We start from the raw sequence: 14,348 nt of genomic DNA on the forward strand, positions 1-14,348 counted from the left end.
CGGGGGCGCCGAGGCACATGTCCGAAAACGGCCAGTGCGCGCGCCGCCGGGGCCTATCATCCCGCCATGACCTCGCCACACCTGCCCTCCTCCACGGACACCGACATGGCCTCGGACGAGGGCCGCTATCTCGCCGTGCTGGCCCGGGACGCGCGCTTTGACGGACGCTTCTTCACCGGCGTGACCTCCACCGGCATCTACTGCCGCCCGGTGTGCGCCGTGCGCACGCCGCGCCGCGAGAACTGCCGCTTCTTCAGCCTTGCCGCCCAGGCCGAGAGCGCGGGCTTCAGGCCCTGCCTGCGCTGCCGGCCGGAGCTGGCGCCGCAGGCGCTGGTGTGGTCGGTGCAGGATGCCAGCGGCATCCTGGTGCAGCAGGCCGTGCGGCTGCTGGATGCGCCCGACCTCTGGCCGGCCCGGCCCACGCGGGGCGACAGCGGCGCCACCGTCGCCCGGCTGGCCGAACGCCTGGGCGTGAGCGACCGCCACCTGCGCCGCATCTTCGAGGCCGCGCTGGGCGTGTCGCCCCTGCAGTACCTGCAGACCCGGCGGCTGCTCACGGCCAAGCAGCTGCTCACCGACACCCCGATGCCGGTCACGCAGGTGGCGCTGGCCAGCGGCTTCGCGAGCGTGCGGCGCTTCAATGCGGCGTTCGCGGGGCACTACGGGCTCAATCCCACCCAGCTGCGGCGCAGCGGCGCGGGCCCCCTCAAGGCGGACGCGTCCGGCACCGGCAGCACCTTGCGCCTGGCCTGGCGCCCGCCCTTCGACGTGGCGGCGCTGCTCGCGTTCTTCGAGCGGCGGCAGTTCCACGGCGTCGAATGGGTGCTGCCCCACGAGGCCACGCTGCGCCGCTCCGTGCGCCTGCCGTCCGCCTGCACCGGCATGGCGCAGGAGACCACCGGCTGGTTCAGCGCGCGCTTCGACGTGGTCCGCCACCAGGTGCTGCTGCAGACCAGCGACAGCCTGTACCCGGTGCTGCCGCTCGTGATCCGCCGCGTGCGCGCCATGCTGGACCTGGACGCCGACCCGGCGGCCATCAACGCCGTGCTGCACCCGCACTTCCCGGACGGCGACGGCCTGCGCGTGCCCGGTGCGTTCGACGGCTTCGAGCTGGCCGTGCGCGCCGTGCTGGGCCAGCAGATCACCGTGGCGGCCGCGCGCACGCTGGGGCAGCGGCTGGTGGAGCGGCTGGGCGAGCCCATCGCCACGCCCTGGCCCGGGCTGAACCGGCTGTTTCCCACGGCCGCCACGCTCGCCGTGGCCGACGGCGACACCCTGGGCCAGCTGGGCATCGTGCGCCAGCGCCAGGCCGCCATCGTGGCGCTGGCCCGCGCCGTGGACAGCGGGGGCCTGGCCCTGCATGCCGGCGTCGATGTGGCCGCGACCACGGCCGCCCTGTGCGCCCTGCCCGGCATTGGCGACTGGACGGCGCAGTACATCGCCATGCGCGTGCTGCGCTGGCCCGATGCCTTCCCTGCCGCCGACGTGGCGCTGCACAAGGCGCTGGGTGTCCAGGGCCAGAAAAACCCGGCGCGCGCCGCCAGCGCGGCGTCCGAGGCGTGGCGCCCGTGGCGCAGCTATGCGGTGCTGCGCGCCTGGGCGGCGGGCACGGCGGAGCCCGCCATCCCGGCGCCTGAAACACTATCAAAACAATAGCTTTTCGCGCTGATCCAGCAAGCGCTGGCGGCTTGTTTTATTCAAAATCACCGAGATTCCCCATGCAATACCACCCCCACACCGTGCAGGCACGGGCCAGCACCGCCCTTGGGCCGGTGCGCCTGGCCGCATCGCCCGCCGGCCTCTGCGGCGTCTGGTTCGAAGGCCAGCGCCACGAACCCGCCAGCTTTCTCCATGGCGGGCACGCCTGGGCCGAGGCGGCCGGCCATCCCGTGCTGCAGGCCGCCGCCAGCCAGCTGCAGCAGTACCTGCGGGGCGATCGGCAGGACTTCGATCTGCCGCTGGATCTCTCGGGCGGCACGCCGTTCCAGCAGGCGGTGTGGCGCGCCCTGCTGGCCATCGGCCGCGGCGGCACCACCAGCTATGGGCGCCTGAGCCAGCAACTGGGCCGGCCGCTGGCCGTGCGCGCCGTGGGCGCGGCCGTGGGGCGCAACCCGCTGAGCGTGGTGGTGCCCTGCCACCGCGTGCTGGGCGCGGACGGCAGCCTGACAGGCTACGCGGGCGGGCTGGACCGCAAGACGGCCCTGCTGACCATGGAGAATGCGCTCTTCGCGCCCCCGCGGCCGCCCGTGCCGGCGGGCGCCCTGCCCCCAGAGAAAGGCCATGAATGAACAGCCCGAACAGCCCGGGAACCCAACCTGTCACCACCTGGATCGGCGAATTCATCCTGCTGGCGGCGCTCTGGGGCGCCTCGTTTCTTTTCATGCGGCTGGGGGCGTCCGAGTTCGGCCCGCTGCCCACCGCCGGGCTGCGCGTGGCGCTGGCCACGGTGTTCCTGTGGCCCATCATGCTGCGCCAGGGCCATGGGCCCGCGCTGCGCAGGCACTGGCGGCCCATCATGTTCGCCGGGGTCATCAATTCGGCGATTCCGTTCGCGCTGTTTTCCTGGGCGGTGCTGCACCTCGCCACGGGCCTGACCTCGATCCTGAATGCCACCGTGCCCCTGTTCGGCGCGCTGGTGGCCTGGCTCTGGCTGGGCGACCGCATCAACCGCCTGCGCTGGGCGGGCCTGGCCCTGGGCTTCGTGGGCGTGGCGCTGCTCGCGTGGCGCGCGCCGGCCGGCACGGGTTTCAAGAGCGACAGCGCCGAATGGGCGATCGCGGCGTGCCTGCTGGCATCGTCCTTCTACGGCCTGTCGGCCAGCTTTGCGCGCCGTTTCCTCACGGGCATTCCGCCCCTGGCCACCGCCACGGGCAGCCAGCTGGGCGCGGCGCTGGGCCTGGCCGTGCCCACCCTGTGGCTGTGGCCGGCGCAGATGCCGGGCCCCCGCGCCTGGGGCTGCATCGTCGCCATCGCGGTGCTGTGCACGGGCATCGCCTACATCCTGTACTTTCGCCTCATCGCCAGCGCGGGGCCCAGCCGGGCACTGGCCGTGACCTTCATCGCGCCCGTGTTCGCGGTGCTGTATGGCGCGATCTTCCTGGGCGAGCGCATCACGCCGTGGATGCTGGGCTGCGCGCTCGTCATCGTGTGCGGCACGATGCTGTCAACGGGGCTTATCAGGACACTGCGGCCGGGCCGGACGGCGCCGGAACAGCCATAAACTCGGGGAATGGTTTTTTCCCCGGGCCGCTGCGATCTGAGTCTTGCGTTGGACGGCGCGGGGCACCGCGCCGCCGCACACCACCCGGGCCGGTCGGCGCGGGCAGCGGTTTGCGCTGAAGCCGTCCCGGCCCCCTGGCCCTGCCTTTGCAGCGCGCTCCGCCATGGGTAACAACACGCTCCTGGCCGGCACGGTGCTGATGACGCTGCTCCTGGTGCTGGAGTGGCTCCCGCCCCAGGAGGCGCTGCGGCCATCGCGGCGCACGCTCTGGCTGCTGGGCATGGCGGGCGGCGCGGTGTCGGCGGTGTCGTTCACCGCGCTGCACTGGAATGCGCCCGAGCTGAGGCTGGTGGCCTATCCCACCGTGGCCGCCTTCATGGGACTTTATTTCGGCGGCCTGCCGGCCGCCGTCACCGCCCTGGTGGCGCTGCTGGCCGTGGTCGCGACGGCCCCCTCCGCCGCCCCGCCCGCCGTGCTGGTGCTGGGCGCCACGTGGCTGCTGGCATGGCTGTGGCGGCGCATGGCCCGGCGCCTGCCCCTGCGCCCGGCGGCATGGATCGCGCTGGTGGGCCTGGCCATCACCCTGCCCCTGGTGGTATCGGCCTGCCTCTGGCTCGCGAACCTCGCGCCGCCGGCCGGGGCCCCGTGGCCGACGAGCCTTCCCTGGCACCATGGCGCGGGCGTTCTGATGCTGGGCGTGGGCCGCCTGCTTCTGGCCAGCAAGGCCCGCGCGGAGCTGGCGCGCACCAGCACCCAGCAAGCCCTGGTGCAGCGCGAACAGCAGTTGCAGCTGGCCATGGACTCCCTGGGCGGAGGCCGGTGGGAATGGGACGTGGTCCAGCGCCAGTTCCGCTGCCACGGCCGGTTCTACGAGGCGTTTGGCATCAGCTGCGACGACGCGGACGCCCAGGGCCTGTGGGAGCGCTGGTATGCGCTGCGCCACCCCGCCGACGCCCAGCGCAACGCCGCCCGGCTGGCGCGGGCCATGGACGGGCTGGACGAGACGTACGAAGCCGAATTCCGCGTGATGGACACGCGCGGCCAGTGGCGCTGGCTGATGTCGCGCGGCGCCGTGGCCCGCCGCGATGCGGGCGGGCGCCCGCTCAGCCTGATCGGCATGGACGTGGACATCACGGCCCACCGCGAGGTGGAGGACGCTCTGCGCTCCTCGGAGGCCAAGTACACCACCTTCTACCAGACGCTCCCCGATCCCGCGGGCATCTCGCGCATCTCCGACGGGCGCTACATCGACGTGAACCCTGCCTTTTGCGAGGTGCTGGGCCGCCCGCGCGACGAGGTGATCGGGCGCACGTCCTCCGAGCTGAAGATCTGGGCCTCCGAGCAGGAGCGCGCACGGCTGGTGGACACCTTCCGCCGCGAGGGCAAGGTGGACCGCCTGCCCCTGGTGGCCCAGCGCGACGGAATCCGCATACCGGGGCTGATGTCGGCACGCTCCGTGCTTGTGGATGGCGAAAACTGTTTTGTCTTCGTTTTCCACGACATGACCGAAGCCCACCGCGCCAGCGACGAACTGCGCGCCCTCAACAGCCTGCTGCAGCAGGCGGGCCGCCTGGCCCGTCTGGGCGCCTGGGAGGACGAGCGCGGCAAGGGCCTGGTCTACTGGTCGGACGTGTGCTTCGACATCCATGGCCTGGCGCCTGGCTCCCCGCTGCCGCACGACTACATCGACCGCCACGTGGCCCCCGCCTACCGGGAACCCCTGCGCGACCGTTTCCGCCAGAGCATCCTCGAGCGCGCCGAGTGGAGCATGGAGATGGAGGTGCTGCACACCGACGGGCGGCTGGTCTGGGTGCGCGCGCGGGGCGAGCCCGTCATCGAGAACGGCCGGGTCACCCGCGTGCGCGGCGTGATGCAGGACATCGACGAGGCCAAGCGCGCCGAGCAGCGCCTGCGCCAGTCCGAGGAGCGCTTCTCGCGCATCTTTCACCTCATGCCCTACCCCATGGGCCTGTCGCGCCGCATGGACGGGCGCTACGTGGACATCAACCCCGCCTGGGTGGAGATGCTGGGCATCCCGCGCGAGGAGGCCATCGGCCGCACCGCCATCGAGCTGGGCATCTTCACCGCCGACGACCGCCAGCGCCTCATGGATGCGGTGGCGCGCTCCGGCCAGCTCAACAGCTACGAGGTGAAGCTGAACGTGCGCGGCGGCCCGCCGCGCACCGTGCTGCAGTCCATGCGGGCGACCGAATTCGACGGCGAACCCTGCTGGCTGTTCTCGGTGCACGACATCACCGACCGCAAGCGCGAGGAAGAGCAGGTGCGCGAACGCGAGGCGCTGCTCTCGCTCACCATCTCGGCCGCGTCGCTGGGCCTGTGGGACTGGAACCTGCAGACCGGCACCGTCACGGGGGACAGCCGCTGGCGCGCGATGCGCGGCCTGCCCGCATCGCAGGGCCCCTTCGGCGCCACGCAGTGGACCAGCGGCATCGCCCCCGACGACATCGACCGCATCACCACCGAGGTCGCCCGCCACACCGCCCACCCCGGCACGCCGTTTGACGCCACCTGGCGCGTCAACCAGAGCGAGGCCGGCGACGATGCCGTGCGCTGGGTGCGCAACCTGGGCAAGATCGTCGGCCTTGACGCCATGGGCCGCCCCGAACGCATGCTGGGCGTGGCGATCGACGTGACGCCCCAGCGCGAACAGGAAGTGCTGCTGCAGCGGCTGGCGCTGTTCGATGCCCTCACCGGCCTGCCCAACCGCGTGCTGCTGGCGCGCAAGCTGCAGGAATGCATGGACCAGGCGCGTGCAAACGGCACGCAGCTGGGCGTGGCCTACCTGGACCTGGACGGCTTCAAGCCCGTGAACGACCGGCTGGGCCACGGCGCGGGCGACCGCCTCCTGGTGGTGGTGGCCGGCCGGCTTACGCGCGCGCTGCGTCTGCTCGACTGCGTGGCCCGCCTGGGGGGCGACGAGTTCGTGATCCTCATGCCCGGGCTGGACTCGGCCAACGGTTGCGAAGCCATGCTCCACCGCGTGATGGAAAGCATCTCGGCCCCCTACACGCTCGACGCCGAGCGCGTGGTGGTCACGGCCAGCATCGGCTACACGGTGTTCCCGCAGGACGACGCCGATGCCGATGCCCTGCTGCGCCATGCCGACCAGGCCATGTACGCCGCCAAGCAGGCCGGGCGCAACCGCTTCCACCAGTTCGATGCCGCCCAGGAGCGCGCCCTGCAGCTGCTGCGCGCGCAGGGGCGCCACCTGCGCGACGCGCTGGCCGATGCCCAGTTCACCCTGTACCTGCAGCCCAAGGTGGACATGAAAAGCGGCGCCGTGGTGGGCGCCGAAGCCCTCGCGCGCTGGCAGCACCCGCAGCGCGGCCTGGTGCCGCCCGGCGAATTCCTGCCGCTGCTGGAGGGGACCGAGCTGGAGATCGGGTTCGGCGAATGGGTGGTCGAGGCCGCGCTCTCCATCCTGGAAGAGCTGCAGGCGCGCGGCATGGCCCTGCCGCTGAGCGTCAACATCGCCGCCCAGCACCTGCAGCGCCCCGACTTCGCCGACTGGATGGCCCGGTGCATCGCGCGCCACCCCGGCGTGCCCGGGCACCTGGTGGAAATCGAGATCACCGAAAGCGCCGCGCTGTACGACCTGGCGGCCGTGGCGCACACCCTGACCGCGCTGCGTGGGCTGGGTGTGGTGGTGTCGCTGGACGACTTCGGCACCGGCTACTCGTCGCTGACCTACCTGCGCCGCCTGCCCATGGACACGCTCAAGATCGACCAGAGCTTCGTGCACGGCATGATGGGCGATCCGGGCGATTTGGCCATCGTGCAGGGCGTGATCGGCCTGGCGCGTTCGTTTGGCTACCGCGTGATCGCCGAAGGCGTGGAAACCATCGAGCAGGGACAGATGCTGCTGCAGCTGGGCTGCACCCAGGCGCAGGGCTATTGCATCGCGCGGCCCATGCCGCTGGCGGACTTCACCGGCTGGGCGGCCCGGTGGCAGCTGCCATCGGGCTGGCAGCGGCAGGCCCAGGGAAGTTTCAGGTAAAAACCGCGCAAGCGCTTTTCAGGCAAGCGCATGCAGCTATTATAAATATAGCAAACTACACCGGGCACGCTGCTGCCACGTGCACTCTGCCCTCCATCAACCCCGGCTGGACCCCGCCAGCCAGGCCTGCAGGCGCTCCACGCCCGCCTCCAGCCGCGCGGGGTCCCTGGAGGCAAAACACCAGCGCAGCCAGCCCTGGGCCTCGGGCGCGAACGCATTGCCCGGCGCCAGGCCCAGGCCGGCCTCGCTCACCAGCCGCTGGGCGACCGCCAGCGAATCGTCAAAGCCGTGCAGGCGGAAGAAGGCGTACATGCCGCCGAGCGGGCTGGCCACCTCCACCTGCGGCAGCGCGGCCAGGCGGGGCAGCAGCGTGTCGCGGCAGCGGCGCATGCGCGCCACCAGGGGCGGCGTGATCTCGCCCGCATGCTCCAGCGCCGCCAGGCCCGCGCGCTGGGTGAACACGCTGGCGCAGGAGGTGTTGAATTCGATCAGCTTGCCCACGGCGTCCACCAGCGCGGGCGGCAGCACGAGCCAGCCCAGGCGCCAGCCGGTCATCAGGAAGCTCTTGGAAAAGCTCTGCACCACGATGAGCCGGTCCTCGGGCGCGGCGATGTCCAGGAAACTCGGCGCGCAGCCGTGGGGGGTCGCCTCGTAGTACAGGCGTTCGTACACTTCGTCCGCCAGCACCCAGGTGCCGGTGCGCCGGCAATGGTCCAGGATGGCCTGCTGCTCCGCGCGCGTGAGCGTCCAGCCCGTGGGGTTGTTGGGTGCGTTGACGATGAGCAGTCGTGTGGCCGGCGTGATGGCGTCGAGCAGCACCTGCAGGTCCAGCGTCCAGGCACCGCCCTCGGCGCGCAGCGGCACGCACCGCACACGGGCACCCAGCACGGCGGGCTGGGCCGTGAGGTTGGGCCACACGGGCGTGACGGCCACGACCTCGTCCCCCGCATCGAGCAGCGCCTGCATGGCCACCATCAGCGCGCTCACGCCCCCCGAGGTCACGGCGATCCGTTCCGCACCGATGGGGCCATGCAGCGCGCTGGCGTAGGCGGCTATCGCCTGGCGCAGCTCGGGCAGGCCGAGGTTGTGGGAGTAGAAGGTCTCGCCCCGCTGCAAGGACTCGATGGCCGCCTGGCGCACGGGCTCGGGCGTGACCTCGTCGCTTTCGCCGAACCAGAAGGCCAGGACGTCGGCCCGGCCCATGCCGGCGTTGGCGACTTCACGGATCTTGGAGGCTTCGAGGTTTTCTACGGCGAGGCGCATGGGGTGGTCCTTGGAAAGCGCAGGAGTGGCGATGGTCGAGCATAGCGCCAGCTGGAGCGGGGCGGCGCCTTGATGGGAGGCGGCTCGGGTGCAGGGGCGGAAGCCGGGATGTCGCCCCGGCCTCCGCCCTCAGCCCAGGCACACAGCCAGATCAGCACACAAACCCAGGCTCCGACAAGCTCAGCCCAAACAACCAGAAGAACCGTCGAGCCCGTTCACTCCCCCACCAGTTCCCGCACCTGCTGCAGCGCCGCCGGATCCTCCATCGTCGTCAGGTCCCCCGGATCCCTGCGCTCGGCCACCGCCTGCAACGCCCGCCGCAACAGCTTGCCGCTGCGCGTCTTGGGCAGCACGCTCACGAAGTACACGCGCGAGGGCCTCGCCACGGCGCCCAGCTGGCTGTCCACCTGCTTCATGACCTCGCCCTCGAGCTTCAGGCGCGCGGCATCGGTGTCGAGTCCGCTCGCATCGCGGGCCACGGCAAAGGCCATGGCCACCTGGCCCTTGAGCGCATCCGCCACGCCCACCACGGCCACTTCGGCGATGTTGGGGTGCGCGGCAATGCTCTCCTCGATCTCGCGCGTGCCCAGGCGGTGGCCCGCGACGTTGATCACGTCGTCGGTACGGCCCAGGATGAAGTGGTAGCCATCGGCATCGCGGATGCCCCAGTCGAAGGTGCTGTAGATCAGCCGGCCAGGGATGCTCTTCCAGTAGGTGTTGACGAATCGCGCGTCGTCGCGCCACACGGTCTGCATGCAGCCGGGGGGCAGCGGGCCCTCGATGGCGACCACGCCCTTCTGGTTCTCGCCCCCCAGCTCCTGGCCCGTGGCTTCGTCGATGAGCTTCACGTCATAGCCGTACATCGCCTTGCCCGGGCTGCCGAAGCGCGTGGTTTGGGGTTCCACGCCATTGGCCAGCGTCAGGATGGGCCAGCCGGTTTCGGTCTGCCAGTAGTTGTCGATGATGGGCACCGAGAGCGCGTCGCTGATCCACTGGGCCGTGGGCTCATCGAGCGGCTCGCCGGCCAGCCACAGGGCCTTGAGGCTTTTCACGCTGTATCTGGCCAGGTAGGCAGGGTCCTGCTTCTTGAGCACCCGCACCGCCGTGGGCGCCGAGAACATGTGGGTGACCTGGTACTTCTCGACAATGCTCCACCACACGCCCGCGTCGGGGCGCGTGGGCAGGCCCTCATACATGATGGTGGTCATGCCCGCGATGAGCGGGCCGTAGATGATGTAGCTGTGCCCCACCACCCAGCCGATGTCGCTGGTCGCGAAATACACCTCCCCCGCCTTCGCGTCAAAGATGTGCTTCATGCTGGCCGCCAGCGCCACCGTGTAGCCACCGGTGTCGCGCTGCACGCCCTTCGGCTTGCCCGTGGTGCCGCTGGTGTAGAGCGTGTAGCTGGGGTGCGTGGACTCGACCCATTCGCAGGGGACCACGGTGGCCAGGTGTTTTTCGCGCAGCGGCGCCCAGTCGTGGTCGCGGCCGGGCTGCAGGTGCATCGGCGCCAGGCCCCGGTTGACCATGAGCACGGCGGCGGGCTTGTGCCTGGAGAGCGCGATGGCCTCGTCCAGCAGCGGCTTGTAGGGCACGACCTTGCCGCCGCGCGAGCCCGCATCGGCGCTGACCACGGCCACGGGTTCGGCGTCCTCGATGCGCGAGGCCAGCGAGCCCGAGGCAAAACCGCCAAACACCACCGAATGCAGCGCGCCAATGCGCACGCAGGCCAGCATGGCGAACGCCGCCTCGGCGATCATGGGCATGTAGATGAGCACGCGGTCGCCCTTCTTCACGCCCAGCGACAGCAGCACGGCCGCCATGCGCTGCACCTCGGCGTGCAGCTCGGCAAAGCTGTAGCTGCGCTCTGTGCCGGTTTCGGTGGAGATGGCCACCAGCGCGGGCTGGCTGGCGCGCGTGGCGAGGTGGCGGTCGACCGCGTTGTGGCACAGGTTGGTGGTGCCGCCCACGAACCACCGGGCAAACGGCGGGTTGCTGTAGTCGCACACCTGCAGGGGCGGGGTCTGCCAGTCGATCAGCCGGGCCTGCTCGGCCCAGAAGGCGTCGCGGTGATCAATGGACTGGCGGTAGAAATCGGCGTAGCGGCTCATCGTGGTGTCTCCTCGGCATCTCTTCCGGCCCGCCTGGATGGCAGGTTTTGAATTCATAATTATTCATGACGGGCTTGCGGCAAACTGACGCACCGGCAGGGAACACCGCGCCACGCCCTGTGCACCCTCCCATCCAGGCCCCTCCCATCCGCTGTGCGCAGGGGTCAGGGCGCAGGAAGAACCCCTCGGCGGCAGGGACGGCGCGCCACCGAATGGCGGCGCGGAAACAACGGTGGGCCCCGGACCGTCATGGGTTGGGCGGATACTCGCGCGCTGCATGCATTCGCGCATGCAGCGCGCAACCCCCATCGAGACGTCCCGCCCAGAACTTTCATGCCATGACCTCCGCGCACCCTGCCCCGCCGCCGGACGAGACGGCCGCCACCAGCCCTGCCCCGGTTCCTTTCGCCGAGGCTTTCCGCTTCTGGCTCAAGCTGGGCTTCATCAGCTTTGGCGGGCCCGCCGGACAGATCGCGATCATGCACACCGAACTGGTGGAGCGGCGGCGCTGGATCAGCGAACAGCGCTTTCTGCACGCGCTCAACTACTGCATGCTGCTGCCCGGCCCCGAGGCCCAGCAGCTGGCGACCTACATCGGCTGGCTCATGCACCGCACCTGGGGCGGCATCGTGGCGGGTGCGCTGTTCGTGCTGCCCTCGCTGTTCATTCTGGTGGCGCTGTCGTGGGTGTACCTGCGTTTTGGCGATGTGCCGGCGGTGGCGGGCGTCTTCTATGGCATCAAGCCCGCCGTGACGGCGCTGGTGCTGCATGCCGCGCACCGCATCGGTACCCGCGCGCTCAGGAACCGGTGGATGTGGGGCATCGCGGCTGCGTCCTTCGTGGCGATTTTTGCGTTCCACGCCCCCTTCCCCGCCATCGTCCTGGCGGCGGGCCTCATCGGCCACTTCGGTGCCCGGCGCTGGCCGGCGGTGTTCGCCCTGGGGGGCGGGCATGCGGGCGCGGCCAGGGGCTACGGACCGGCCCTGATCGACGACGACACCCCGACGCCGGCGCACGCCCGCTTCTCGCGCGGCCACCTGGCCAGGGTGCTGGGGGCGGGCCTGGCCCTGTGGCTGGCGGCCATGGCGGTGCTCGTGGCCACGCAGGGCTGGGAAGGCACGCTCACCCAGATGGGCTGGTTCTTCACCAAGGCCGCGCTGCTGACGTTTGGCGGCGCCTACGCCGTGCTGCCCTATGTGTACCAGGGCGCGGTCGAGCACTACCAGTGGCTCAATGGCCCGCAGATGATCGATGGCCTGGCGCTGGGCGAGACCACTCCGGGTCCGCTCATCATGGTGGTGGCCTTCGTCGGTTTCGTGGGAGGCTGGCTGCAGCAGGTGTGGGGGCCCGATGCGCTGTTCGCGGGCGCGGCGGCTGCGGCCGTGGTGGTGACCTTCGTCACCTTCCTGCCATCGTTCATCTTCATCCTGGCCGGCGGCCCGATGGTGGAGGCCACCCATGGCAGGCTGGGCTTCACCGCGCCGCTGTCCGCCATCACCGCCGCCGTGGTGGGCGTGATCCTGAACCTGGCGCTGTTCTTTGCCTACCACCTGCTGTGGCCCCAGGGCTTTGGCGGCGCGTTCGATGCGATCTCCGCCGTGATTGCCCTGGGAGCGGGGGTGGCGTTGTTCCGCTTCAAGGCCGGCGTGCTGCCATTGCTCGGCGGCTGCGCGGCGGTCGGGCTCGCGGTGACACTTCTCAAGCCGTGGCTGTGACCTGAGCCCATGGGAGGCTCGCGCGCCCCCGGCTTCGGCGCCGCTGATTTGCTATGTTTTTTATAGCTTCCGGCGCGTGAAGGGAAAGCGCCAGCGCCCCAAAAGGCCTGATGCCGGGCTACTTGATCAGACCGAGCACATCCTTGAAGGCCGGGTGCTCGCAGCTGCCCAGCCATTCAAACGCCACCATCTCGGTCGTCACCAGTTCCGCCCCCGCGCCGGCCAGGCGGTCGAAGGCCGCGTCGCGGTTGCGCTCCGTGCGCGAGCCGCAGGCATCGGTCACGACCCAGACCTCGAATTCGTCGTCGATCAGGTCCAGCGCGGTCTGCAGCAGGCAGACGTGCGCCTCGCACCCGGCGATGACGATGGTGCCGCGCTCGGCGCCTTGTGCGGTGGCGGGTTTCTGCAGGTGCTTGGGCAGGCTGCGCGCGTTGCCGCCCTGGGGCTTCGCGGGCGGGCGCAGCCATTCGCCCAGGCCTTCCTCGGCCGCGCTGAAATGCATCTTGGCCAGCGTTTTCTGGCACAGGGCGCGCAGCGCGGCATCATTGGCGCCCAGGCGCGAGGGATTCTGCTCCGTGCCCCACACGGGCACCTCCAGCATGCGTGCGATCTCGGCCAGGCGGCGGGCATTGGCCAGCACGGCAGGGCCCTCGAAGATCGCGGGCATCAGGCGCTCCTGGTAGTCGACCAGGACGAGTTGGGATTCAGTGGCGTCAAGCAGCATGGTGTGGACCGCTCCGGGCGGCCGGATTCTCTGGAAGTGGGGCATTGTCGCAGCCCCGCCGGCGTGCCCGCCGATCAGGGGGGCTGCAGGCGCAGCAGCTGGCCCTGCGGGCTGTCGGTCAGCAGGTAGATCAGGCCGTCTGGCCCCTGGCGCACGTCGCGGATGCGTTCGCCCTGGCCCTGCAGCAGCTTTTCCTCGCGCAAGACCTTGCCCGGGGCGACTTCCAGCCGGTGCAGGGTGCCGAACTTGAGAGACCCCACGAACAGGCTTCCCTGCCACGCCGCGCCGTAGCGCACGCTGGTGAGGAACGCCATGCCCGAGGGCGCAATCGACGGCACCCAGTAGTGCAGCGGCTGCTCCATGCCCGCCTTGGCGGTGCCTTCGCCCATCTTGCCGCCCCCGTAGTTCTCGCCGTAGGTGATCACGGGCCAGCCGTAGTTGCGGCCGGGCCGGGGCAGGTTGATCTCATCGCCCCCCTGGGGGCCGTGCTCGTGCATCCACAGCTGGCCGTCAGGGCCCAGGGTGGCGCCCTGGGGATTGCGGTGGCCGTAGCTCCAGATCTCCGGCAAGGCGCCCGCGCGCTGGCGAAACGGGTTGTCGGCCGGCACCGCGCCGTCCGGGGTGATGCGCACGATCTTGCCGTGGTGGTTGTCGAGCCTTTGCGCATCGTCCTTGCGCTGGTAGCGCTCGCCCAGCGCCAGGAACAGGTTGCCGTCCGCCGCCTGCACGATGCGGCAGCCGAAATGCTGGGCGCTGTCCACCTTGGGCTGCTGGCTGAAGAGGACCTTGACCTCCTGCAGGCTGCGCGCATCCGCGGACAGCGTGGCCCGTGCCAGCGCCGTGCTGTTGCCGGACGCGCCACCCGGGGCGGGCTCCGAAAAGCAGAAGAAGATGCGGCGGTTGCGGGCGAAGTCGGCATCGGTCACCACGTCCAGCAAGCCGCCCTGCCCGCCCGCGGCGACGGCCGGCACGCCCGCCAGCGCGGGCCCCACCTGCCCGCCCGCGCTGACCACCCGCATCCGGCCCCGCCGCTCGGTGACGAGAAACTGCCCTTCGGGCAGGAAGGCCACGGCCCAGGGGTGTTCCAGCCCCCGTGCCACGGTTGCCACGGACACGCCCGGCGGCGTGCCCTGGGCGGAAACACCGCCATGGTGGGCGCCCGCCACGGCCCAAAGCGCCGCCAGGCACGCCCGCGCGGCCCGCGAAAGGGGCATTTTCCGTGTCCATTCCATCTCGTGGCGCTCCTGAAAAAGATAAACACCATACGCCCAGAGCCGCCGCCCGGCCAGGCCTGGCA

Annotated in this window: 9 protein-coding genes; 5 read left to right on the top strand and 4 right to left on the bottom strand. The window is 70.8% G+C overall.

Features of this window, described 5'->3' with window-relative positions:
* Window positions 1-66: 66 nt before the first annotated feature.
* From AC1RCS_RS08815 to AC1RCS_RS08830, 4 genes are all read left to right on the top strand, one after another.
* Window positions 67-1,656: a DNA-3-methyladenine glycosylase 2 family protein gene (locus tag AC1RCS_RS08815; RefSeq protein ID WP_492245939.1), complete on the top strand. Its 1,590-nt coding sequence runs from the start codon at window positions 67-69 to the stop codon at window positions 1,654-1,656.
* Between the two features lie 62 nt (window positions 1,657-1,718).
* A complete protein-coding gene (locus AC1RCS_RS08820; RefSeq protein WP_492245938.1) occupies window positions 1,719-2,288 on the top strand; it encodes a methylated-DNA--[protein]-cysteine S-methyltransferase in 570 nt (189 codons plus the stop codon).
* Window positions 2,285-3,220 (top strand): DMT family transporter, encoded by a 936-nt coding sequence (locus AC1RCS_RS08825; protein WP_218295053.1) that lies wholly within the window; start codon window positions 2,285-2,287, stop codon window positions 3,218-3,220. The genes AC1RCS_RS08820 and AC1RCS_RS08825 overlap by 4 nt, the downstream gene beginning before the upstream one ends.
* 163 nt (window positions 3,221-3,383) lie before the next feature.
* Window positions 3,384-7,238, top strand: a complete 3,855-nt coding sequence (locus AC1RCS_RS08830) for a sensor domain-containing protein (protein WP_492245937.1) — start codon at window positions 3,384-3,386, stop codon at window positions 7,236-7,238.
* Between the two features lie 96 nt (window positions 7,239-7,334).
* On the opposite strand, the gene AC1RCS_RS08835 is transcribed toward AC1RCS_RS08830, so the two are convergent.
* On the bottom strand, window positions 7,335-8,501 hold the full coding sequence (locus tag AC1RCS_RS08835; protein ID WP_492245936.1) for a pyridoxal phosphate-dependent aminotransferase: 1,167 nt from the start codon (window positions 8,499-8,501) through the stop codon (window positions 7,335-7,337).
* Window positions 8,502-8,716: 215 nt separating this feature from the next.
* Window positions 8,717-10,612, bottom strand: a complete 1,896-nt coding sequence (locus tag AC1RCS_RS08840) for a propionate--CoA ligase (RefSeq protein WP_492245935.1) — start codon at window positions 10,610-10,612, stop codon at window positions 8,717-8,719.
* A gap of 338 nt (window positions 10,613-10,950) precedes the next feature.
* On the opposite strand from AC1RCS_RS08840, the gene chrA reads away from it, so the two are divergent.
* Entirely contained in the window at window positions 10,951-12,327 is a 1,377-nt protein-coding gene (gene chrA, locus AC1RCS_RS08845; RefSeq protein WP_218338611.1) for a chromate efflux transporter, read from the top strand.
* Between the two features lie 118 nt (window positions 12,328-12,445).
* Here chrA and AC1RCS_RS08850 read toward each other — a convergent pair whose 3' ends face one another.
* Both AC1RCS_RS08850 and AC1RCS_RS08855 read right to left on the bottom strand, forming a co-directional pair.
* Window positions 12,446-13,051, bottom strand: a complete 606-nt coding sequence (locus tag AC1RCS_RS08850; RefSeq protein WP_218295058.1) for an isochorismatase family protein — start codon at window positions 13,049-13,051, stop codon at window positions 12,446-12,448.
* Window positions 13,052-13,125: 74 nt separating this feature from the next.
* Window positions 13,126-14,265, bottom strand: a complete 1,140-nt coding sequence (locus tag AC1RCS_RS08855; RefSeq protein ID WP_492245934.1) for a PQQ-dependent sugar dehydrogenase — start codon at window positions 14,263-14,265, stop codon at window positions 13,126-13,128.
* Between the last annotated feature and the right edge of the window lie 83 nt (window positions 14,266-14,348).

It is taken from the genome of Acidovorax sp. GW823-FHT01C06 (genome assembly GCF_058798375.1).

Bases quoted from the DNA above. Each gene is read 5' to 3' on its own strand.
- AC1RCS_RS08830 (WP_492245937.1), top strand. From the start codon at position 3,384: ATGGGTAACAACACGCTCCTGGCCGGCACGGTGCTGATGACGCTGCTC.
- chrA (WP_218338611.1), top strand. From the start codon at position 10,951: ATGACCTCCGCGCACCCTGCCCCGCCGCCGGACGAGACGGCCGCCACC.
- AC1RCS_RS08855 (WP_492245934.1), bottom strand. From the start codon at position 14,265: ATGCCCCTTTCGCGGGCCGCGCGGGCGTGCCTGGCGGCGCTTTGGGCC.
- AC1RCS_RS08820 (WP_492245938.1), top strand. From the start codon at position 1,719: ATGCAATACCACCCCCACACCGTGCAGGCACGGGCCAGCACCGCCCTT.
- AC1RCS_RS08840 (WP_492245935.1), bottom strand. From the start codon at position 10,612: ATGAGCCGCTACGCCGATTTCTACCGCCAGTCCATTGATCACCGCGAC.
- AC1RCS_RS08825 (WP_218295053.1), top strand. From the start codon at position 2,285: ATGAACAGCCCGAACAGCCCGGGAACCCAACCTGTCACCACCTGGATC.
- AC1RCS_RS08815 (WP_492245939.1), top strand. From the start codon at position 67: ATGACCTCGCCACACCTGCCCTCCTCCACGGACACCGACATGGCCTCG.
- AC1RCS_RS08850 (WP_218295058.1), bottom strand. From the start codon at position 13,051: ATGCTGCTTGACGCCACTGAATCCCAACTCGTCCTGGTCGACTACCAG.
- AC1RCS_RS08835 (WP_492245936.1), bottom strand. From the start codon at position 8,501: ATGCGCCTCGCCGTAGAAAACCTCGAAGCCTCCAAGATCCGTGAAGTC.